The following is a 23557-nucleotide window of genomic DNA, read 5'->3' as shown; positions in this document are numbered from 1 at the left end:
CCAAATAATGCTTTTTTTTGCCGAAGTAATTTTACCGCTTTCCCTTGCCAAAACGTTCACGTATAGTATATCGGAAGCAGAGTATCATTATATCAAGAAAGGAATGCGAGTAGCGGTTCCTTTCGGTAAAAGTAAGGTATATACCGCACTTGTGGTTGAAACACATCAAAATCAACCCACATTATACGATGCTAAAGAAATTCATCAAATACTTGATGAATTTCCTATTGTAACTGAGATTCAGATTGCGCATTGGCAATGGATTGCATCCTATTATATGTGCGCCATCGGCGATGTTTATCGCGGTGCGATGCCAAGTGCATTGTTACTAGAAAGCGAAACCGTAATTTCTCAAAAAACAGATGTCTTAGTTGATGAACGTGGGCTTTCTGATGATGAGTTTTTAGTATATCAGGCTTTGCAGCAGCAATCATCGCTTAAGGTTCAGGATGTCATCTTAATCTTAAATAAAAAAAATATTTTTCCTGTCATTCAAAAACTGATTGATAAAAATATACTTGTGCTTCAGGAGGAGGTGCTTGAGAGTTATAAACCTAAATTAGTCCGTTACATTCGTTTACATTCTAAATATGAATCGAATGAAGGTTTGGCAGTGTTATTAGAAACGCTAAAAAATGCCAGTAAACAAAAAGAAATTGTTCTAAGATATTTTCAATTAAATGCTAGCAGTAAGGAGCCTATTACTGTAAAAAAATTAGTGGAGGCTGCTGGTTCTACCTCTGCAATTGTAAAAGCTCTTATAGAAAAAGAAATATTTGAAGATTACTATATCCAAGAGGATCGTGTTAATTTTACGGGAAACTCAAGCAGAAAGGAATTGCACCTGAGTGGAGCGCAACAAAATGCTTTTTCAGAGATTAAAGATAGTTTTAACCAGAAAGAAGTTTGTCTTTTACATGGCGTAACTTCTAGTGGGAAAACGGAGATCTATATCAGGCTTATAGAGGAGCACCTACTTACCGGAAAGCAAGTCTTGTATTTGTTACCAGAAATTGCACTTACCACTCAATTGGTCGGGAGATTAAGAGCTTATTTTGGAAATAAAGTGGCTGTTTTTCATTCGAAATACAATAATAATGAGCGTGTAGAAGTGTGGAATCAAGTTTTACAATATTCCGAAAAAGCACAAATAGTAATAGGAGCGAGGTCGGCCTTATTTTTGCCGTTTGCTGACTTAGGATTTGTAATCGTGGATGAAGAGCACGAGCAAACCTTTAAACAAGTTGATCCTGCGCCTAGGTACCACGCCCGTGATGCTGCAGTGGTGTTGGCAAATTTTCATAAAGCAAAAGTTTTATTAGGTTCGGCAACGCCAAGTATCGAAACGTATTTTAATGCTAAGTCGGATAAATATGGTTTGGTCGAAATAAAAGAACGATTTGGCAATGTAAAAATGCCTAATATTGAGCTGGTTGATTTAAAAGATAAATATTTCCGAAAAAAGATGAAAGGTCACTTTAGTGATGTATTGATCGAAGGGATTACTAATGCTGTTGCACTAGGAGAACAAGTAATTTTGTTTCAAAACAGAAGAGGGTACTCTCCTGTAGTGGAGTGTATGACTTGTGGGCACGTACCGCATTGCCAGCAATGTGATGTAAGTTTGACGTATCATAAGCATAAAAATCAATTGCGATGTCATTATTGTGGGTATTCCATTGCTAAGCCTACTCATTGCCACAGCTGTTCTAGCGTTGATTTGGCCACTAAGGGTTTTGGAACAGAACAAATCCAGCAAGAATTGACGATTATTTTTCCTGATTATAAAATAGGAAGAATGGATCAAGACACTACTCGCGGCAAATTTGGGTTCGAAAAAATCATTGATAATTTTAAAAACAAGGAAGTTGATATTCTGGTAGGAACTCAAATGCTAGCCAAAGGACTTGATTTTGATAACGTAAGTTTAGTAGGAATCATGAATGCCGATAATATGCTGTATCATCCCGATTTTAGGGCTTTTGAAAGAAGTTTTCAAATGATGACGCAAGTGTCAGGACGTTCAGGGCGGTCAGAAAAGCAAGGAAAGGTAATTATTCAAACGTATAATCCAGAACACAACACGATACAGCAGGTGACTAATAATGACTATATAGGGATGTATAACGAACAATTATATGACAGGCAAATTTATAAATATCCCCCATACTTCAGGATTATTAAAATCACATTAAAGCATCGTGATTTTGACAAACTTAAAGAAGGTGCTTTGTGGTTGTATCAGGTAATGAGCCAAAATCTAAATATTCCAGTTTTGGGACCTGAAGAACCTGCTATAAATAGGATAAGAAACGAATACATCAGAACAATAGTCATAAAGATTCCAACAAATATCTCAATAGGAAGTAATAAAAATATTATACAGAAAATTTTAAATAGCTTTGATTCAGTTGCTCAATACAGAGCAATTAAAGTAGCGATAAACGTTGATTTTTATTAGAGTAAATTTTATGCAAATGAAAGTGCTTTTACTAAATCTTCTTTTTTGTTTCTACTTAAAGGTATTTTAGTCACACCTATTTCAGCAAATTTACTATTGAAACGTTCTACTTTATCAATGTTAATGATATAGGATTTGTGAACCCTTACAAATTTCTTTTTCGATAAATCGTTCTCAAAAGATTTCATAGTAGAAAGAACTAGATTGCTGTCATCTTCGGTCACGACTCTTACATAGTCACCAAAAGCTTCAATCCATTTTATTTTAGCAGTAAAAATCTTTAGTTTTTTCAAATTACTTTTGATGAAAATATGTTCACCTTCTTCTTCTTTGGTATCTTTTCTAAGTAGATATAAATCCATAGCTCTTTTTACAGATGCATTAAATCGATCTAATGCAATCGGTTTTTGAAGATAATCCGTAGCGTCATAATCAAATGCTTTCATAGCATACTCGGCTTTGGAAGTGATAAAAATAATTTGAGGTTTAATTTTTAATCCATCCAAAAAATCGAAGCCACTAATTACAGGCATTTCAATATCAAGAAATATTAAATCTACATTATGTATGGACATACAACTTTTTGCTTCTATCGCATTTGAAAAATCTCCTATCAAATGTAAATTTTGATGATTATTTACTAACTTCGAAATGATCATTCTTTGGATTGAACTATCATCTACAACAACACAGTTTAGCTTCATAATGTTAGCATTTAAGATTTGGAACAGTAAATATATCTTTTTTTTTCAAATAAATATATTTTTAGATCATTTTTTTGTCATACGTCGATTAAATTAAAATTATTGTTGATTATTGAAAAATAAAGGCTACTTTTGCAGCCAAATTAACAATAAAATAAATTTTTATGAATCATTATGAAACTGTTTTCATTTTAAATCCCGTTTTATCTGATGTTCAGGTGAAGGAAACAGTAAGCAAATTTGAAGATTTTCTTACTAGTAGAGGTGCTACGTTTGTCTCTAAAGAGGACTGGGGTCTTAAAAAAATGGCTTACGAAATCCAAAACAAAAAATCTGGATTTTACCATTTGTTTGAATATAACGTATCAGGAGAGGTTTTAATCGCTTTTGAAACTGAATTCAGACGTGACGAAAGAGTTATGCGTTTTTTAACGGTAAGTCTTGACAAACATGCTATCTCTTGGGCTGAAAGAAGAAGAGCAAAACTTAAATCTCAAAAAGCTTAATTATTATGGCAACATTACAACAATCTGCTTCAGGAAAAAAAGACGGAGATATCAGATATCTTACTCCTTTAAACATAGAAACTAACAAACAAAAGAAATACTGTCGTTTCAAAAAATCTGGTATCAAGTATATCGATTTTAAAGATGCTGATTTCTTATTGAAATTCGTGAATGAGCAAGGAAAAATTCTTCCTCGTCGTTTAACTGGTACTTCATTGAAATACCAAAGAAAAGTGTCTGTAGCTGTAAAGCGTGCACGTCACTTAGCTTTAATGCCATACGTGGCCGATTTACTTAAATAATATTTTAACTCAGTTGTTGGTTTTCTGAAACATGAAACCTAACTTCTATAATAAAGGACAACAACATGGAACTTATATTAAAACAAGACGTTCAAAACGTCGGATTTAAAGATGATGTAGTAACTGTAAAAAATGGTTATGGTCGTAATTTTTTAATCCCACAAGGATTTGCTCATTTAGCTACCTCTTCTGCAAAGAAAGTATTAGCTGAAAACCTAAAACAAAGAGCACATAAAGAAGCTAAAGTGGTAGGTGATGCGCAAGTACTTGCTGAAGCCTTAAAAGCTATCGAAATTAAAATTACTGCAAAAGCGGGTGGAGAAAAATTATTCGGTTCAATCACGAATATCGACATCGCTAATGTATTAGCAAAAGGTGGTCAAGTAATTGATAGAAAATTCATCACTAGTGGTATCGTTAAGCGTACTGGTAAATACACTGCAAGTGTTCGTTTACACAGAGATGTAATTATCGAATTGCCTTATGAAATTGTTGCAGAATAATTTCATTTAGTTAACGTTTTTATAGATAAATTTAAAAATCACTCCTCGGAGTGATTTTTTTTTGCCGGTTTTTGATGTTACACAAACTAAACATTTAATTACGATGCTATTTTACTGTTAAGATGGCAAGTACAATTTGGAATTATATATACTTTCTTGTCTCAATTATTAAATAAAAATAGAAAAGCCTTCTTGTAAAAGAAGGCTTTTCTATTTTTAAATTTTAAATTTGCTGCAAAATTAAAACAACAAAAGCGAAATGCTTTGTAGTAAAATAAAATTTAATGAAATATACAAGATTAACAAAAGAACAATTTGAAGAGTTAACGCAAGAGTTTACTACTTTTTTGGCAACTCAAACAATTGATAAAGCAGAATGGGATATCATTAAAAAAGACAAACCTGAGGTGGCCGAGCAAGAACTAGACGTTTTTTCAGATTTAGTTTGGGAAGGGGTTTTGACAAGAGCTGAATATTTAGAGCATTTTTCAAAAAACCACATTTTTCTTTTCCAGAGTTATGATACGCACGTACAGTCTATAGTTCTAAAATCATTGGTTCCTGAGGTTGACTTTTTAACGAAAGAAGGGTTGCAATGGCTTAGTGATAATATGTTTACAGAAACAATCGAAATGAAAGTGGGTAAAAAGGAGTTTACAGAAGAGCGTAATACTTCTATTTTTGCTTTGATACAACAGGGTGCTTTTTTAAGTGATGGGCAATTGTATAAGCAAATAAATTCAATTATTGAAGGGTAATAATTCATAATATTTCTTTTAAATTGGTTATTTTAGTATGCGATTTTCAATTACTAAAATAGCCAATTTTTTTTCTATGGATGTTCAAAATACGATTCAAAAATTAAGGGATGAATTAAACCAACACAATTATAATTACTATGTATTGGACAGTCCTACCATATCGGATTATGAATTTGATATAACACTAACACAACTTCAAGATTTAGAAAATAAGCATCCCGAATATTTTGATGAAAGTTCCCCTACGCAACGCGTGGGAGGTACAATCACGAAAAATTTTAAAACAGTGCGTCATGAGTATAGAATGTATTCTTTGGATAATTCTTATTCTAAGGAAGATCTAATTGATTGGGAAAAACGCATACAGAAAGTATTAGGAGATGTTCCATTAGAGTATACCTGTGAATTAAAATATGATGGGGCATCCATTAGCATTACTTACGAGCACGGAAAATTAAAAAGAGCCGTGACCAGAGGAGATGGATTTCAAGGGGATGATGTTACTAGTAATATCAAAACAATAAAATCAGTTCCACTGCAATTAAAAGGCAATTTTCCAGAAAAATTTGATGTACGCGGTGAAATTATTCTGCCTTTTGCGGGCTTCGAAAGAATGAATCAAGAACTCATTGAAATTGGGGAAACTCCTTATTCGAATCCTAGAAATACGGCTTCGGGTAGTTTAAAGCTTAAAGAAAGTGCCGAAGTAGCAAAAAGACCATTGGATTGTTTATTGTATTTTTTAATTGGAAACAATCTCCCTTTTAACACACAGTTTGACGGCTTAGAAAAGGGCAGGAACTGGGGATTTAAAGTGCCAAAAGAAGCTAAATTAGCGAATAACTTAGAAGAAGTTTTTCAGTTTATCGATTATTGGGATGTACACAGGCATGAATTGCCTTATGAAACGGATGGGGTTGTACTAAAAGTAAATAGCTTTCAGTATCAGGATGAATTAGGCTATACTGCTAAATCTCCGCGTTGGGCGATTGCCTATAAATTCAAATCAGAACAAGTTTCGACGAAATTAAATTCTATTTCTTACCAAGTGGGAAGAACAGGAGCGATTACTCCAGTTGCTAATTTAGAAGCAGTACAGTTAGCAGGAACAGTTGTAAAACGAGCCTCATTACATAATGCAGACCAAATAGAAAAATTAGATATCAGAGTTGGCGATACTGTTTTTGTAGAAAAAGGAGGCGAAATAATACCAAAAATAATAGCCGTTGATTTAAGCAAACGCCCGGAAAATACTGAAAAAACAAAATATATAACGAACTGCCCAGAATGCAATACGAAATTAGTTAGAAATGAAGGAGAAGCAAATCATTATTGTCCTAATTTCTATGGATGTCCGCCGCAAATCATAGGCCGAATTCAACATTATATTTCGAGGAAAGCCATGGATATTGAAGGGCTCGGTGGGGAAACAGTGGCCTTATTATTCAATAATGGTCTGGTGCATAATTATGCGGACTTATATGAATTAACTGTAGATCAAATACTTCCTCTAGAAAGAATGGCGCAAAAATCAGCCGAAAACTTAGTTAATGGCGTACAAAAATCAAAAGATATTCCGTTTGAAAATGTTTTGTATGCATTAGGGATTCGATTCGTGGGAGAAACAGTGGCTAAGAAATTAGCCAAGCATTATAAAACTATCGTTTCTTTAAGTCAAGCTACGTTAATGGATTTAGTTTTAGTTGATGAAATTGGCGAACGCATCGCGCAAAGTGTACTTGATTTCTTTTCTAATGAAGAGAATGTTAGGATCATCAACCAACTTAAGCAACATGGTGTACAATTTGAAATCATAGAAAAAGTAAATCCTAATGCAACAACTATATTAGCAGCTAAAATTTTTGTAGTTTCAGGTGTTTTTGAAAAATTTTCTCGGGACGAATTAAAAAAAGCAATTGAAGAAAATGGAGGTAAAGTAGGAAGTTCTATTTCGTCAAAAACAGATTATGTAATAGCGGGGGACAACATGGGTCCCGCTAAATTAGAGAAAGCAGCGAAGTTAAATATTTCAATCATAAGTGAAACTGATTTTATAAAAATGATAAATGAAGCTTAAATCAGTTATTAAGGTTTTGTATTTTTTAGCCTGTATTTTTACAATAATATTTAGTACAATTGGCAAGATTGATTGGATGCTATGGTCGAAGGCTTTTGTGTTGCCTTCAGCTTTATGGTACTATTTAGATGCTACAAATTATAAAATAGATTTTCTACAAGCAGCCGTTTTCTTATCCTGTTTTAGCGGTGATATTTACAGATTACTATGTCCAAATAATTATGTAACGGGGGAAGTTTTATCTTTTCTCACCGCCTATATTCTTTTGCTGTATTATATTTTTCCTAGCTTTATAAAAATTAATCTAAAATACAGGTATAATTTACTCTTAATTGTATTAATCCTCCTTAGCCTGAGTACTTTATCTTATTTTATATTGACCTTGAAATTTGAAAAAATGCAAATTAATATATTGTATTTGATTCTTTATAGCGTCATATTAGAAACCTTATTTTGTGTTGCAATGGTTGAATATAATCGTAGAATTACCCTTGTCTCAGTAAATTTATTAATGTTAATAATTTTCTTTATCTTTTCAGACATGTTTTATATGATTAATAAATTTTACCTATCATTTAGTGTTTTCAACTTTACTCAAATATTTACACAGGTTTTTTCCTATTATTTTTTAGTCAATTTCTTTATTCTAAATGGCAAGCAAATCAATTAAACTAAAATGGATTTTCCTTCCGATGCTTTTCTTTTATTGGAATCAAAATAAAAATCAATTCGACCAAGGTTGATTCCATAACAACCTACTTGATTCACTAAAACTTCATTTCCAATACTGTTTTTCGTAACGGTTGGTTTATCAAGAAAAGTGTGCGTGTGTCCACCGATTATCAGATCAATATCTTTTGTTAAGGCTGCAAGTTGCAAGTCACAGATTTTCGTTGGCTCGTTTTTATAGTTATATCCTAAATGTGACAAACAAATAATTAAGTCGCATTTAAGTTCTTCCTTTAATATTCTAGCCATTTCCTGTGCTGTTTCAACAGGATTGTTGTAGACCGTTTCTTGATACATTTTTTTATCAACTAAACCGTCAAGTTCAATTCCAATACCAAAAACACCAACTTTAATTCCGTTTTTATTGAAAATTTTATACGGTTTAATCAAGCCATCCAATTCTGTATTCTTAAAATCATAATTAGCAGATAAGAATTCGAATTTTGCATGTGGGATTTGCGCGTATAGACCGGCAACGCCATTATCAAAATCATGGTTTCCTATGGTCGAGGCATCATATTCCATCATGCTCATTAATTTAAATTCCAGTTCACCGCCATAATAATTGAAGTAAGGCGTCCCTTGAAAGATATCACCCGCATCAAGTAGTAATACATTTTCATCTTCCTTTCTGATTTTTTGGATCAATGCCGCTCTTCTGGCAACACCGCCCATATTAGGATTTCTGGGATCATCTGCAGGAAAAGGATCAATATGGCTATGGACATCGTTAGTATGGAGTATGGTGATTTTTTTGACATTCAAAGATACAAAACTGCTTAATGATACACCTAAACCTAATACTGCAGTACTTACGGCCGTTTTTTCTAAAAAATCTCTTCTTTTCATTTTTTCTTTTTTGGAGCTTAATACCGCTTTCCGTTGCAATCTTTTTCTTTTTTTTAAAAATAAAAAGGATTTTCACTACAATCGGGGATAGGGCTATGATTATTTTAAGAATATTTGATACTTATTCGACAGTGATGCGAATATCTTTAATTACAGGTATAGTGTCTACTTCTTTAAAGTAATCAATCAAGATATTTCGTAATTTATAATCCAAATTATATTTTTGAATCCCTTTGCTGAAAAAAGACATATTGTCTCCTCCATTCGATAAATAGTCGTTAGTTCCTACATAGTATACTTTATCTTTTTCCAGTGGTTTATCTTGTACCAGAATATTTTTAGCATGATTATTTTTGTCGATAGTAAACGACATACCAGACAAAGGATGGGGTTGCTTTTCAGAGAGGAAATAATCTACAATTTCATAAATTTGTTCGCCTTTTAACGCTACAACAACGAGGCTATTTTCAAAAGGCATAATTTGGAAAGCGTTTCTACTCGTTACATTTCCTTTTGGAAGAATAGATCTTATCCCACCTTGATTGAGTAAACAGATATCAATACTCTTATTTTCTCTTTTAGTAAAGACACTATTTCCTCTTTCTAAAACAACATCGGCCATTAAGTTGCCAATAGTTGTTTGCCATTTTCCGGTACTTTTTTCTAAAGTTTCAGGGCAGTAGGCCAAAACACTGTCTAAATCTTTAGTAATATGCTCTCTGTAGGGTTTGATAAAGTTTTCAATTTCAGATACTTGAGATTCTTTCTCGGTAATGGGTAATTGTTTGCCTTCAATTCGCGTTAGCCTCAGTGTTTTAGTTCCACAAGAGTGGATGAAAAAAAATGTTAAGAATATAACAAAAAGTTTTAAAACATCGTTATACTTTTTTAGATTTACCATTTGTTATGAGACTTAATTAATTAATTTTGTAAAACAGTAAAAGTAGAATGTTTTTAAATTATATAAAAGAATTCTCTGTAAAAAAAATATTAAAAAACAGTTTGCAAAATGTAAATAGCGATTCGGTGTCTGAAATAATTAAGACTGTAGGTGTAGTTATAGATCAACGCCATTTTTCAGAATCAAAATCTTTTATAAACGAGTTAATTGCAAATGGTATTTTAAAAGAAAATATAGATGTTATTGTTTACAGAGAAACATTAAAAAATAGCACTAACAATGTGCGAGCTATTTTTAGTTCTAAACATTTAAAGTGGAATGGCAAAATAGATAATTCTGCTGTTAACGATTTTATTGACAAAGAATTTGATTTGCTGATTAGTTATTATGATATTGAAAAATCAATTTTATTAATAGTAACTCATAATTCCAAAGCACATTTCAAAGTTGGTTTTGCGGCTATTGATAAAAGATTAAACAATTTAATGATCAATACCAATGCAGAGAATTATAAGGTTTTTACTCATGAATTATTTAGGTACTTAAAAATATTAAACAAAATATAATTTAACATGCAAGCATTAATAGGAACTGGTGTTGCTCTTGTGACTCCATTTAAAGCAGATTTCTCAATTGATACAGAAGCATTATGCAGAATCGTAAACTTTTCAGTAGACGGAGGGATTGAATATCTTGTAATTTTGGGGACAACAGCAGAGAATGCTACATTATCTCAAGAGGAAAAAGAGTTGGTTATTAAAACAGTGGTTGACTGCAATAAAGGCCGTTTACCTTTAGTATTGGGAGTAGGAGGAAATGATACAAGAAGGATTGTTGAAGAATTACTAACTAAGGATTTATCTGATTTTATTGCAATACTTTCAGTTTCTCCTTTTTACAATAAACCTACGCAAGAAGGTATATATCAACATTTTAAAGCCATTTCGGAAGCATCTCCAATTCCTGTAATCATTTACAATGTTCCAGGAAGAACTTCAAGTAATATGTTGCCAAAAACAGTACTACGTTTAGCAAATGATTTTGAAAATATTGTTGCTATCAAAGAAGCAGCCGGAGATATGGTGCAGGCCATGCAGATAATAAAGAATAAGCCAAAAGACTTTCTGGTAATTTCAGGGGATGACATGATTGCTTTACCCATTGTTTTAGCAGGTGGTGCAGGAGTTATTTCTGTAATTGGGCAAGGTTTTCCGAAAGAATTTTCTGAAATGATTCGTTTGGGATTGAATCGCAAAGTAGATGAGGCCTTTAAAATTCAATACCTTTTGTCTGATTGTGTTGATATGATTTTTGAACAGGGGAATCCTGCTGGAATCAAACAAGTGTTTGAGGCACTGGGAATAGCAGATAGTTTTGTGCGTTTACCATTAGTTCAGGTTGATGAATCTTTATCTCAAAGAATAGCTCAATTTGTTAAAAATACAGCTAAATAAGTGAGTAAAATCCCGCTTATTTTTAAGCGAAGAAATATTTTGTAGTAGCTAAATTAATAACTAAATTTGCCACCGAAACTTCGGTATGATTTTTTGTGGGTTATGCGTAACCTATTAAGTCAATTAAAATAAATAAAATGAAAAAAATTATATCTTTATTGCTTGTTGTTGTTTTTTTTGCTTCATGCAATGAATATCAAAAGGCATTGAAAAACGATGATGTATCCGTTAAATTTGAAGTGGGTACTAAATTATATGAAGCTGGAAAGTATACTAAGGCAATACGAATTTTTGAACAAATTGCACCTGCTTACAGAGGAAAACCACAAGCAGAAAAGTTGTTTTATATGTTTGCACAGTCCTATTACAAAACAAAACAGTATTATTTAGCAGGGTATCAGTTTGAAAGTTTCGTTTCAGGATATCCTAAAAGTGAAAAAGTCCAAGAAGCTGCTTATTTAGGGTCAAAAAGCTATTCTATGTTATCACCAGTCTACAGCTTAGACCAAACAGATACGTTTAAAGCGATAGATAAATTACAGGTTTTTATCGATACCTACCCTAATTCAGAATATTTAGGTGAGGCAAATAAAACGGTAAAGCTTTTAACTGAAAAAATAGAGCAAAAAGTGTATGAAAATGCCAAAGGATACAATACAATTTTAGATTATAAATCAGCAATTGTAGCTTTAGATAATTTCATCACTGATTATCCTGGGACACCATTTAAAGAGGATGCATTGTTTTATAAATTTGATTCTGCATACCAATTAGGAATAAACAGTGTTCCTTCAAAAATGGAAGAAAGGTTGAATGTAGCAAAAACAGCCTATTCAAGTTTGATTAAATTTGATGCCGAAACGAAATATAAAGAGAAAGCGAACGAAATGTTAGCTCGAATTGAACAAGATTTACAAAAATTTACTAAATAAATAAAGTCATGGATTTAAAAAAGACGAATGCTCCGGTAAATACAATAACATACAATAAAACTGTTATTGAAGAACCTACTGGAAACGTGTATGAAGCGATAACCATTATGGCTAAAAGAGCAAATCAAATCAATTCTGAAATTAAAAAAGAATTAACTGAAAAACTAGAAGAGTTTGCTACATATAATGATAGTCTTGAAGAAGTTTTTGAAAACAAAGAACAGATTGAGGTTTCAAAATTCTATGAAAAATTGCCAAAGCCACACGCTTTAGCTGTTCAAGAATGGTTAGACGGTAAAATTTACCACAGAGATTCAAATAAATAAAAGTACAATGTCAGTTTTAAGCGGAAAGAAAGTTTTACTAGGAATTTCTGGTGGAATTGCCGCCTATAAAACAGCGTCGTTAGTACGACTATTCATAAAAGCAGGTGCACATGTCCAAGTGATAATGACACCTGCTTCTAAGGATTTTGTAACTCCTCTTACCTTATCGACCTTATCTAAAAACCCGGTGCATTCCAGTTTCTTCAATCAAGATGATGAGAACGAAAAATGGAATAATCATGTTGAGTTAGGGTTATGGGCAGATATAATGGTAATTGCTCCAGCGACAGCTAATACGTTGTCAAAGATGGCAAATGGGACTTGTAATAACCTATTAATTGCAACGTATTTATCTGCAAAATGTCCAGTTTTTTTTGCACCCGCAATGGATCTAGATATGTACAAACACCCTTCTACAATAGCTAGTTTTAAATTGTTACAAGCATTTGGGAATACAATTATTCCAGCTGAAAATGGTGAATTGGCGAGTGGTCTTTCTGGGGAAGGAAGAATGGCTGAGCCTGAGAATATCATTCGATTTCTGGAAGCAGACTTGGAAAGTAAACTACCTCTAAAAGGAAAAAAAATACTAATTACCGCAGGTCCTACCTACGAAGCAATAGACCCAGTTCGTTTTATAGGAAATCATTCCTCCGGTAAAATGGGGTTCGATATTGCTAAGAGTGCTGCTAATCTAGGAGCTTCGGTTATTTTAGTGTCAGGCCCCACGCATTTTACGATAAATCATTCTTTGATTCAAGTGGTTAACGTTGTTTCTGCACAAGAAATGTACGAAGCATGTCATCAGTATTTTGATGAAGTGGACGTTGCGATAGCTGCTGCTGCCGTAGCTGATTATAAGCCCAAAAGTGTGGCTGCCCAAAAAATAAAAAAGTCAGCAGATAATTTTGTGATTGAACTCGAAAAAACAAATGACATATTGGCTTCTTTGGGAAGTATAAAGAAAAATCAGTTTTTAATTGGCTTTGCTTTAGAAACAGAAAATGAAATTGAAAATGCAAAGGCTAAAATCCAGAAAAAAAACTTAGATTTGATTGTTTTAAATTCTTTGCAGGATCAAGGAGCTGGTTTTGGTAAACTAACCAACAAAGTGACCTTTATTGATAAGAATTTTAATATTGAACCGATGGAACTAAAATCGAAAGAAGCAGTTGCCGACGATATATTAAATAAAGTAATATCAAATTTTAATGAATAAAATATTTACCTTTTTCTTACTACTATCAATTGGACTTATTCAAGCACAGCAATTAAATTGTACTGTAACGGTGAATTCAGATAAATTAGGCAATGCTAATCTACAGGTTTTTAAAACCTTGGAGACATCCCTAAATGAATTTGTAAATAAAACAGATTGGACAGGACAGACATTAAAGCAAAATGAAAAAGTTAATTGCTCCATGTTTGTTACTATTTTAGCAAACAATTCAGATCAGTTTACAGCTACGTTGCAAGTACAATCTTCAAGACCTATTTTTAATTCTTCCTATTCTTCACCAGTACTAAACTACAACGATAAGGATTTCAGCTTTAGATATACTGAATTTGAAAATTTAATTTTTAACCCTACAGCATTCGAATCTAATCTGGTTTCTGTAATTTCTTTTTATAGCTATATGATATTAGGAATGGATCAGGATACTTTTTTGGCTGAATCAGGGAATACTAATTTTGAAGTAGCACAAAATATCGCAAACGTTGCACAACAAAGTGGTTATAAAGGATGGAGTCAAACTGACGGAAATCAAAATCGTTATTTCCTTATTAATGATATGTTATCAGGATCATTTTCAACGGTACGTAAAACTACATTGGATTATCATTCCGGTTTAGATCTAATGGCAAAAGATGTGAAAGGAGCGAAAGAAAAGATAAAAGAATCGTTAATCGATCTGGGAAAACTAAACAGTTCTAAACCCAATGCCTTTTTGACACGTATATTCTTCGATGCAAAATCAGATGAAATTCTTTCCATTTTTTCAGGAGGTCCAAGTAGTACCATATCGGATTTAATCGAGAGTTTGAATAAAACTTCTCCATTGAATTCTAGTAAATGGGAAATGATTAAATACTAAATTTATTAGCTATTTTTTTACAGTTAATTTAAATCTTCATAATAAAATATACCATAAATGATAACCACTCTATCGATAAAAAACTATGCTTTAATAGAAAAATTAAGTATAGATTTTTCAAAAGGATTTTCAATTATTACAGGAGAAACGGGTGCTGGGAAATCAATTATATTAGGTGCCTTAGGGCTCGTATTGGGAAAAAGAGCTGACTTGACTTCTTTAAAAAATAAGGAAGAAAAATGCATTATTGAAGCTCATTTCGAAATATCTAAATACAATTTATCTCCTTTTTTCGAAAGCAATGAATTGGATTATGAAGATGATACAATTGTTAGGCGTGAAATTCTTCCTTCTGGGAAATCGAGGGCTTTTATAAATGACAGTCCCGTGAACTTGCAAGTATTACAAGAATTGAGTTTATTTTTGATTGACATTCATTCACAACAACAAACAAGAGAATTGTCTGATGAGAATGTTCAGTTTGATATCATTGACGCAATAGCAGACAATGCAGAGAATATCCAACAGTATCAAGTGCTCCTTAAAAGTTATAAAGCAGATAAAACAAAGCTAAATTCACTCATAAAAAAACAAGGAGAATCGCTAAAAGAGCAGGAGTACCATACTTTCTTATTGAATGAATTGGTTGAAGCTAATTTAAAATCAGGAGAACAAGAGATTCTCGAAGACGAGTTTGAAAAGTTAAATAATGTAGAGATTATAAAAGAATCACTTGATAAATCTTTGGCTGTAGCCAATGAAGAACAAATTGGAATTCTATATAATTTAAAAGAAATTAAAGCTTCTCTACAAAAAATAGCTGCTTTTTCGACAGAATATAATTCGCTTTTAGAACGAATTACAAGCCTTGCAATAGAATTTGACGATATTTCAGATGAACTGAGTCGGTGTTCAGATAAATTAATAAACGATCCAGTGCAGTTGGATTTTATTGGTCAGAAGTTACAGCTTATTTATAATTTGCAAAAAAAGCATCAGGTTTCGACTATTGAGGAATTGATAGAAATTCAAACTCAATTAGAAAATTCAGTTTTTGAATTGGGTAATTTAGAATCAGAAATTGAAAAACTGACGCTAGTTATTCAAGAGAAGGCTGATTTATTAGATCAAAAGGCAACGGCTATTCACGATAAACGATTAGATGCAATTCCAATTTTGTCTCAAAAAATGATTGTAATTTTAGATACATTAGGTATGCCTAACGTTCGTTTTGATATTCAGGTAAAACAATTGGAATCCTATTTTGCTAACGGAAAAGATGAAATTCAATTTTTGTTTTCAGCTAATAAAGGAACTGATTTTGGGATACTAAAAAAAGTGGCTTCCGGTGGGGAAATGTCTCGTATTATGCTCGCAGTTAAGGCAATATTAGCACAGTATTCTAAATTACCAACGTTAATTTTTGATGAAATTGATACTGGAGTTTCTGGAGAAATTGCTATTAAGATGGGTGAGATAATGAAAGAAATGAGTCAGACCATGCAAATTTTTGCCATTACCCATTTACCACAGATAGCTGCCAAAGGGAATGCGCATTTCAAGGTCTCTAAATCAACGGTAGGAGAGGACACTCAGTCTGAATTAAAGCTCTTAACAGAGGAGGAACGTATCATTGAAATTGCCCAAATGTTATCCGGAGCAGTAGTTTCAGATTCTGCGCTAAATCACGCGAAAGCCTTGCTGAACTAGTTTTTTGGGTTATATTTGTTCTTTTTTGGAAGAAGGATGAAAATTTTACAAATAAATTGAAATACTAAATCAACGATTAAACGATATAAAAATGATTATAGAACCAAGAATGAGAGGATTTATTTGTTTGACAGCTCACCCTGATGGATGCGAACAAAATATAAAAAATCAAATTGAATACATTAAATCAAAAGGTGCTATCAATGGAGCTAAAAAAGTATTAGTAATTGGTGCTTCAACAGGTTTTGGATTAGCTTCAAGAATTTCTAGTGCTTTTGGATCAAATGCAGCTACTATAGGAGTGTTTTTTGAAAAGCCACCTACAGAAGGTAGAACTGCTTCTCCAGGTTGGTACAACTCTGCAGCTTTCGAAAAAGAAGCACATAAAGCAGGTCTGTATGCAAAAAGTATAAACGGAGATGCTTTTTCGAATGAAATAAAAAAACAAACATTAGACCTTATAAAAGCTGATTTAGGACAAGTAGATTTAATAATCTATAGCTTGGCTTCACCAGTTCGTATGCATCCTACTACAGGTATTTTACATCGTTCTGTATTAAAACCGATAGGTGGTACTTTTACTAATAAAACAGTAGATTTTCATTCTGGAAAAGTATCAGAGATTTCAATTGAACCATCTAGTGGTGATGATATTGAAAATACGGTTGCTGTAATGGGAGGTGAAGATTGGAAAATGTGGATCGATGCGTTAAAAGCAGAAAATTTATTGGCTCCAGGTGCAACAACTGTTGCTTATTCTTACATAGGGCCATCATTAACTGAAGCGGTTTATAGAAAAGGAACAATTGGTCGTGCTAAAGATGACTTGGAAGCTACCGCATTTACTATCACAGACAGTTTGGCTGACATTGACGGTAAAGCCTATGTTTCTGTAAATAAAGCTTTAGTAACACAAGCGAGTTCAGCGATTCCAGTTATTCCTTTGTATATTTCGTTATTGTATAAAATAATGAAAGAAGAAGGAATTCACGAAGGTTGTATCGAACAAATTCAACGTTTGTATGCTGATAGATTGTTCTCCGGAAAAGAAATACCTACAGATGAAAAAGGAAGAATTCGTGTTGACGATTGGGAAATGCGTCCTGATGTTCAAGAAAAAATAGCCAAGTTATGGCAAGAAGCAACAACTGAGAACCTAGCGGACCTTGGAGATTTAGAAGGATACAGAAGTGATTTTCATAATCTTTTCGGATTTGGATTTGCTGGAGTAGACTACAAAGCAGAAGCAAACGAAATGGTAGGTGTTGAGAGTATTGCATAATACGATTTAACAGCAGTGAATTTTTGTAAAACACTTTAATTTCATATTGGTTTATCCTTTAGAAATTAAGGTGTTTTTTTATTTTAAATCAAACACTTTAAATAGTAATTGGCATGTATAATTTATTGAAAGGAAAAAGAGGTATTATTTTTGGTGCGTTGGATGAAAACTCTATCGCTTGGAAAACAGCGGAAAGAGTTCATGAAGAAGGAGGTGTTTTTGTTCTTTCGAATGCTCCAGCGTCAATAAGGATGGGTTCAATTGATGCACTTGGTAAAAAAACCGGGGCACAAATTATTGCTGCTGATGCGACTTCGGTGGCTGATTTAGAAAATTTAGTAGATCAAGCTATGGATATTCTAGGAGGCAAAATAGATTTTGTTTTGCATTCAATTGGAATGTCTATCAATGTTAGAAAAGGAAATCATTATACGAATCAGAATTACGAATATACTGAAAAGGGTTGGAATATTTCTGCTGTTTCTTTTCACAAAGTAATGCAAGTATTGTATAAAAAAGACGCTATGAATGAATGGGGAAGTATTGTCGCCTTGTCTTATATGGCAGCGCAACGTGTTTTTCCGGATTACAATGATATGGCAGACAATAAAGCGTACTTGGAATCCATCGCCCGTAGTTTTGGCTATTTCTTTGGAAGGGATAAAAAAGTGCGAGTAAATACTATTTCCCAATCACCAACTGCGACGAAAGCAGGTCAAGGAGTGAAAGGATTTGATGGTTTTATTGCGTTTGCTGATAAAATGGCGCCCTTGGGGAATGCAAGTGCTGTAGATTGTGCGAATTATACCGTTTCTATGTTTTCAGATTTAACTAAAATGGTCACGCTACAAAACCTATTACACGATGGAGGATTCTCTAATATGGGAGTGAGTCAAGAGGTAATGGAAATGTTTGAATAACGAGAAAAAGCCTACTTAAATTTTATACAGAACCATCAATTATAAGTTGATGGTTTTTTTATGAATACTACATAATAGTATATCTTTGCAGCCTTATTTATTTTTTAACTAATACCCTATTAAATAGATGTTTTTTTCTTTAATTATCCCCGTTTACAATAGACCTGAAGAAGTTGATGAACTATTAGAAAGTTTATCAAAATCAAATTATAATGAAGATTTTGAAATTGTAATTATAGAGGATGGCTCTTCTCTAAAATGTGATGATGTGGTTCAAAAATACGATGATAAATTAACTATTGCCTATTACTACAAAGACAATTCTGGCCCTGGGGATTCTAGGAATTACGGAATGAAAAAAGCAAAGGGCGATTACTTTATTATTTTTGATTCTGATTGTATTATTCCTGCAGAATATCTTAACGAAGTGGATATAGCTTTAAATCAAAATTATGCGGATTGCTTCGGAGGTCCTGATCGTGCACTTGATAGCTTTTCAGATATACAAAAGGCAATCAATTTTGCTATGACTTCATTCTTGACTACTGGAGGAATAAGAGGCGGTTCTGAAAAAATAGGTAAATTCCAACCAAGAAGTTTCAATATGGGATTGTCTAGAAAAGCGTTTGAAGCATCAAAAGGCTTTGGAAACATCCATCCTGGAGAAGACCCAGACTTATCAATCCGATTATGGAATTTAGGTTTTGAAACCAAACTCTTCGCAAATGCGTATGTATATCATAAGAGAAGGATTGATTGGGACAAGTTTTCAGTACAAGTTAATAAATTTGGTAAAGCAAGACCAATACTTAATAGTTGGTACCCGCAACACAATAAGCTTACGTTTTTTTTCCCCTCTGTTTTTATTATTGGATTTGTGATAGCAGTACTATTATTGATTTTCAATATTGATTTATTACTAAAGTTATATTTCATTTACTTTTTGGTACTATTTTTGGTCTCAACATATCAGAATAGAAGTATTAAAATTGGCTATTTATCGTTAGTAGCCGTATGGAAACAGTTTTATGGCTACGGAATAGGTTTTATAGAATCATTTATAAAAATTATTATTTTGAAGAAAAAGCCACAAAATGCTTTTCCTGAATTGTTTTTTAAAGTATAATTATGACTAAAATTATAGGTTTAACAGGAGGAATCGGCAGCGGAAAAACTACGATTGCAAAGTATTTTAATTCTTTGGGACTACCTGTTTATATAGCAGATGACGAAGCAAGGAAAATTATGCAAACTCCTAAAGTTATAGGTGCCATTAAAGAAACATTTGGTGAGACACTTTTTGAAGGAACAATTCTGAAAAGAGATAAACTAGCTGAAATCGTGTTTAAAGCCCCTGGAAAATTAAAAGAACTTAATGCGATTGTTCATCCTGCAGTTAAGCAGCATTTTAAAGAATGGCTTATGGAACATAAAAAGTTTCCAATTATAATTTATGAAGCAGCCATTTTATTTGAAAGCGGAAATTATAAAGACTTCGACCTAATAATTACGGTCACAGCACCATTAGAATCACGCATTCAACGTGTAATTGAACGAGATAAAATAACGAGAGAGCAGGTTTTGGAAAGAATAAATTCACAATGGACTGATGAACAGCGGGTTTCAAAAAGTGATTATGTTATTGAAAACATTGATGTTGAAATGGCTAAAAGAAAAACGGATGAAATTCTTAAAATTTTGAAGATTAAACAAAACGAGTGTTAGATGTTAATGTTTGGTTAATATATTATCATTCATACTGTTAAAATGTTAATTTTGCTCTGATGAATAAACTTTTTTTTAGATTACTAGTTTTGTTAATGAGTTTATCCTTAATTGGTATAATTCTTGTCCAGGTGTATTGGTTCGATAGTTCATTTAAAAATAATGATGAACAATTTAAATTTCACGTAACGCAGGTTATTGGTAATGTAGCAGATAAACTTCAAAAACAAGAAGCGTATAGTTTTTATAATAGATACAATACCATAAAAGATAGCACGGGCCAAACGCCAAAAAAAGAAGATTTAACAGAGTTTTATTATGTACAGAGAAATACAAAAACGAATAAAACTATTGTCTATTCCAATAGTGTTATTTCTGAAGATTATGATATTTCATCGTCATTATTTAATAAGAAATTTAATAATGAGAAGTTCAAGAATTTTAGTTCTAAACGGGTAACAGAGGTATATAACAATAACACGGTTGATAAATCAAGTTTATCTAATAATCTACTTCCTGACGTAACGATTGAAAAATCAGGTAATCTAGATGTACTAGATAAAGTGCAATTTGAAATCTCTTACAAAGATATTGCAGCTGCAATGCCACTGCAAGAAAGGGTTTCGGTAGAGACTTTACAGAAACTAATAAAAAAGGAATTAGAGGTATCTGGAGTAAAAACAAAATTTGAATTCGGAATTTACAGTAATGGCATTGCCACGAACGTAAAGTCGCCTGATTTTAAATATGATGAGGGAGCAACCTATACGGTACCAGTATATGCGGACAATGAGGGAAATGAAAAATACAAGTTATTAGTTAGTTTTCCGCACAAGAAAAAATTCTTGTTATCTGAATTGATAAGTATAACCGTATTGTCGATTATTTTTACGTTAATTATTATTGTGGCTTATACAAGTGCATTAAATCAATTAATACGCCAACGTCAAATTTCTGAAATTAAAACAGATTTCATTAATAATATGACGCATGAGTTTAAAACACCTATTGCCACAATTAATTTGGCTTTGGATGCAATTAAGAACCCAAAAATAATTGATGACAAGGAAAAGGTTTTCAAATACTTGCAGATGATTCGGGATGAAAATAAACGGATGCATGCCCAGGTCGAAAATGTGTTAAGAATTTCTAAACTCGAGAAAAAGGAGCTTGATATAGAAAAAGAATCGAGTAATGTTGAAGAAGTTATAGTTGATGCTATTGAGCATGTGAACTTAATTCTAGAAGATAGAGAAGGACAAATTACAACTCATTTTGAAGCGGCGAGAACCACCGTTTTAATGAATGATGTACATTTTACAAATGTAATCGTTAATGTTCTTGAAAATGCAATTAAATACTCTCCTGATGTACCAGATATTGATGTGTATACAGAAAATATTAAAGATATGATCCTTATTAAAGTGCAGGATAAAGGATTAGGAATGAGTAAAGTAGCTCAAAAAAGAGTTTTTGAAAAGTTTTATAGAGAACACACTGGAAATATACATAATGTGAAAGGTCATGGCTTAGGCTTAGCCTACGTTAAAAGGATTGTAGAAGATCATAACGGTCAGGTATATGTAGAAAGTGAAAAAGGGAAAGGGAGTACCTTTATAATAAAATTACCCCTAATAAATTAAAATACCGCAAATAAATTATAATATGGAAAATATAAATAAAAAAATACTTTTAGTAGAAGACGACCTTAATTTTGGTGCAGTACTTAAAGATTATTTAATGCTAAATGATTTTGATGTTACTTTGGCTAAGAATGGTATGGAAGGATTTGAAAAATTCAAAAAAGACACCTACGATTTATGTATTCTGGATGTAATGATGCCGTATAAGGATGGTTATACATTAGCTAAGGAAATAAGAGAGAAAAATAGCGAAGTACCTATTATTTTCCTTACTGCAAAATCAATGAAAGAGGATGTTTTAAAAGGATACAAAGCGGGAGCTGATGATTACTTGAACAAACCTTTTGATTCCGAAGTGTTGTTGATGAAAATAAAAGCGATCATTCAAAGAAAATCTTCTGATTCTAAAACAGAGCAAGTTCAATTTGAATTCAATATTGGGAAATTTCATCTTAATTCTAAATTGAGATTTTTAACTTTTGATAATCAAGAACCAATTAAATTGTCTCCAAAAGAGAATGAATTATTGAAAATGTTAATTCTTCATGAAAATGATTTAATGCCTAGAGAATTAGCCTTGACAAAAATATGGAGAGATGATAACTATTTCACGTCTAGAAGTATGGACGTGTACATCGCTAAACTAAGAAAGTATCTTAAATTAGATGAAGATGTAGAAATCTTGAATATTCACGGCGAAGGTTTTAGATTAGTTGTAAAAAACAAAGTAGAAAAATAAAATAGAGAAGGCTTCGAGAAATCGAAGCCTTTTTTTGTGCTTTTTTCCAGTCTCGTCCTAAAGACGAGACTACAATCTTTTTTGCCATGCCGAATTGTCGTTATTGGCATAAAAGGATATTTGCCTCTATTTGGGCTAGCATTTTGTAGAAATAAGATGTTTTTATTTCCAATTCAATTGTAAAGCAAAGCAGGTTTTATCTTCTTTTGTGATACTAAATGTACTAGATTCTTCTGATAGATTCTCATGTATTACAACGGTATCATTTAAAGATAATTCTTTCATAAAATTCATTTCAAAACTATTCAGCTTTTGATTCAGAATTAATTTTTCGTCCACATGGTCTAAGCACCATTCTAGGTATTTTACATTATTAACATGATTGACAATATCTAAATCAGATAAGTAAACCACTTTCTTAAAAACCACTTCCTTCTCTGGATTGACCGTTATTTTAGAAAAACTTTCTACGGTTGGTTTTCTTTCGGGATACAGTTCGAAATGTTCGTATGGTAAGGCTAATGCTTCCGGACGGCGTTTCTCTGTATTAAATACAGCCCAAAAAGTTTCTGAACCGACAATTTTAATGCCGTTTATATGCATTTCTAATGCACGCACAGAACGGGAGTTTTCTAGGGTGTTAATCCATGTTGTTACCGTGACTACATCTCTCCATTTTGGTAATGCGCTAATTTCAACACGCATTCTGCTTAGTACCCAAGCTTGACTGAATTCCTGCATATCAGAAAAACTAATACCACCCATATCAGAATGTGCCGCAGCAGTTAATTGCAGAATATTACATAAGTCAGTGTATTTTAAATAGCCATTAGGCATGCATTGGGTGAAATTGATTTCCCAATCCTTACTTAAAACAGAAGTGAAATTTGGAGCTATTGGCATGAAAATTTAAGATTTTTGATTAACGATTTAGGAT

The 23557-nt window shown here is 32.5% G+C and carries 24 protein-coding genes; 20 read left to right on the top strand and 4 right to left on the bottom strand.

What is annotated here, in order from left to right; genetic code table 11:
* The first annotated feature begins 7 nt into the window (after positions 1-7).
* A complete protein-coding gene (priA, locus tag BMW63_RS11930) occupies positions 8-2461 on the top strand; it encodes a replication restart helicase PriA (protein ID WP_074723699.1) in 2454 nt (817 codons plus the stop codon).
* Between the two features lie 8 nt (positions 2462-2469).
* Here the strand turns inward: priA and BMW63_RS11925 are convergent, their stop codons facing one another.
* On the bottom strand, positions 2470-3165 hold the full coding sequence (locus BMW63_RS11925; RefSeq protein ID WP_074723698.1) for a LytR/AlgR family response regulator transcription factor: 696 nt from the start codon (positions 3163-3165) through the stop codon (positions 2470-2472).
* Positions 3166-3329: 164 nt separating this feature from the next.
* Between BMW63_RS11925 and rpsF the strand changes: the two genes are divergently transcribed.
* The 6 genes from rpsF (at position 3330) to BMW63_RS18685 (ending at position 7984) form a co-directional block, all read left to right on the top strand.
* Positions 3330-3671: a 30S ribosomal protein S6 gene (rpsF, locus tag BMW63_RS11920; RefSeq protein ID WP_074723697.1), complete on the top strand. Its 342-nt coding sequence runs from the start codon at positions 3330-3332 to the stop codon at positions 3669-3671.
* Between the two features lie 5 nt (positions 3672-3676).
* Complete coding sequence (rpsR, locus tag BMW63_RS11915) at positions 3677-3973, top strand: 30S ribosomal protein S18 (protein ID WP_074723696.1); 297 nt, start codon at positions 3677-3679, stop codon at positions 3971-3973.
* Positions 3974-4038: 65 nt separating this feature from the next.
* Complete coding sequence (gene rplI / locus BMW63_RS11910; protein WP_074723695.1) at positions 4039-4476, top strand: 50S ribosomal protein L9; 438 nt, start codon at positions 4039-4041, stop codon at positions 4474-4476.
* Positions 4477-4760: 284 nt separating this feature from the next.
* Positions 4761-5234: a DUF6495 family protein gene (locus BMW63_RS11905; protein WP_074723694.1), complete on the top strand. Its 474-nt coding sequence runs from the start codon at positions 4761-4763 to the stop codon at positions 5232-5234.
* Between the two features lie 76 nt (positions 5235-5310).
* Complete coding sequence (gene ligA / locus BMW63_RS11900) at positions 5311-7314, top strand: NAD-dependent DNA ligase LigA (protein WP_074723741.1); 2004 nt, start codon at positions 5311-5313, stop codon at positions 7312-7314.
* The gene (locus tag BMW63_RS18685) at positions 7304-7984 is read left to right on the top strand and encodes a lysoplasmalogenase family protein (protein WP_074723693.1); all 681 of its coding nucleotides are present in this window, start codon (positions 7304-7306) and stop codon (positions 7982-7984) included. The genes ligA and BMW63_RS18685 overlap by 11 nt, the downstream gene beginning before the upstream one ends.
* Here BMW63_RS18685 and BMW63_RS11890 read toward each other — a convergent pair.
* Complete coding sequence (locus BMW63_RS11890; RefSeq protein ID WP_074723740.1) at positions 7981-8892, bottom strand: bifunctional metallophosphatase/5'-nucleotidase; 912 nt, start codon at positions 8890-8892, stop codon at positions 7981-7983. The genes BMW63_RS18685 and BMW63_RS11890 overlap by 4 nt on opposite strands.
* Positions 8893-9013: 121 nt before the next feature.
* Positions 9014-9793 (bottom strand): 5'-nucleotidase C-terminal domain-containing protein, encoded by a 780-nt coding sequence (locus tag BMW63_RS11885; RefSeq protein ID WP_074723692.1) that lies wholly within the window; start codon positions 9791-9793, stop codon positions 9014-9016.
* Between the two features lie 47 nt (positions 9794-9840).
* On the opposite strand from BMW63_RS11885, the gene BMW63_RS11880 reads away from it, so the two are divergent.
* From BMW63_RS11880 to BMW63_RS11820, 13 genes are all read left to right on the top strand, one after another.
* Entirely contained in the window at positions 9841-10359 is a 519-nt protein-coding gene (locus BMW63_RS11880; protein ID WP_074723691.1) for a DUF6913 domain-containing protein, read from the top strand.
* A gap of 6 nt (positions 10360-10365) precedes the next feature.
* Positions 10366-11247 (top strand): 4-hydroxy-tetrahydrodipicolinate synthase, encoded by an 882-nt coding sequence (dapA, locus tag BMW63_RS11875; RefSeq protein ID WP_074723690.1) that lies wholly within the window; start codon positions 10366-10368, stop codon positions 11245-11247.
* Between the two features lie 137 nt (positions 11248-11384).
* The gene (locus BMW63_RS11870) at positions 11385-12179 is read left to right on the top strand and encodes an outer membrane protein assembly factor BamD (RefSeq protein ID WP_074723689.1); all 795 of its coding nucleotides are present in this window, start codon (positions 11385-11387) and stop codon (positions 12177-12179) included.
* Between the two features lie 8 nt (positions 12180-12187).
* Positions 12188-12505 carry a DNA-directed RNA polymerase subunit omega gene (locus BMW63_RS11865; RefSeq protein WP_026709525.1) on the top strand — a complete coding sequence of 106 codons (318 nt, stop codon included), beginning with the start codon at positions 12188-12190 and terminating at the stop codon, positions 12503-12505.
* A gap of 7 nt (positions 12506-12512) precedes the next feature.
* A complete protein-coding gene (coaBC, locus tag BMW63_RS11860; protein ID WP_074723688.1) occupies positions 12513-13724 on the top strand; it encodes a bifunctional phosphopantothenoylcysteine decarboxylase/phosphopantothenate--cysteine ligase CoaBC in 1212 nt (403 codons plus the stop codon).
* Complete coding sequence (porD, locus tag BMW63_RS11855; protein ID WP_074723687.1) at positions 13717-14601, top strand: type IX secretion system protein PorD; 885 nt, start codon at positions 13717-13719, stop codon at positions 14599-14601. The genes coaBC and porD overlap by 8 nt, the downstream gene beginning before the upstream one ends.
* A 57-nt stretch (positions 14602-14658) precedes the next feature.
* Positions 14659-16311 (top strand): DNA repair protein RecN, encoded by a 1653-nt coding sequence (recN, locus tag BMW63_RS11850; protein WP_074723686.1) that lies wholly within the window; start codon positions 14659-14661, stop codon positions 16309-16311.
* A 91-nt stretch (positions 16312-16402) separates the two neighbouring features.
* Positions 16403-17593, top strand: coding sequence for an enoyl-ACP reductase FabV (fabV, locus tag BMW63_RS11845; protein ID WP_074723685.1), 1191 nt, complete (start codon positions 16403-16405; stop codon positions 17591-17593).
* A 113-nt stretch (positions 17594-17706) separates the two neighbouring features.
* On the top strand, positions 17707-18513 hold the full coding sequence (locus BMW63_RS11840; protein ID WP_074723684.1) for an enoyl-ACP reductase FabI: 807 nt from the start codon (positions 17707-17709) through the stop codon (positions 18511-18513).
* A gap of 127 nt (positions 18514-18640) precedes the next feature.
* Entirely contained in the window at positions 18641-19639 is a 999-nt protein-coding gene (locus tag BMW63_RS11835) for a glycosyltransferase family 2 protein (RefSeq protein ID WP_074723683.1), read from the top strand.
* Positions 19640-19641: 2 nt separating this feature from the next.
* Entirely contained in the window at positions 19642-20238 is a 597-nt protein-coding gene (gene coaE / locus BMW63_RS11830) for a dephospho-CoA kinase (protein WP_074723682.1), read from the top strand.
* A 59-nt stretch (positions 20239-20297) separates the two neighbouring features.
* A complete protein-coding gene (locus tag BMW63_RS11825; RefSeq protein WP_074723681.1) occupies positions 20298-21881 on the top strand; it encodes a sensor histidine kinase in 1584 nt (527 codons plus the stop codon).
* A gap of 22 nt (positions 21882-21903) precedes the next feature.
* Positions 21904-22620: a response regulator transcription factor gene (locus BMW63_RS11820; RefSeq protein WP_074723680.1), complete on the top strand. Its 717-nt coding sequence runs from the start codon at positions 21904-21906 to the stop codon at positions 22618-22620.
* 162 nt (positions 22621-22782) lie between these two features.
* Here the strand turns inward: BMW63_RS11820 and BMW63_RS11815 are convergent, their stop codons facing one another.
* Positions 22783-23523, bottom strand: coding sequence for an acyl-[acyl-carrier-protein] thioesterase (locus BMW63_RS11815; protein WP_074723679.1), 741 nt, complete (start codon positions 23521-23523; stop codon positions 22783-22785).
* Between the last annotated feature and the right edge of the window lie 34 nt (positions 23524-23557).

This window comes from Flavobacterium frigoris, assembly GCF_900111075.1.
GTDB classification, from domain to species: Bacteria; Bacteroidota; Bacteroidia; order Flavobacteriales; family Flavobacteriaceae; genus Flavobacterium; species Flavobacterium frigoris.
Note: the sequence above shows the minus strand (reverse complement) of the source record. Positions and strands in the feature narration are given on the sequence as shown.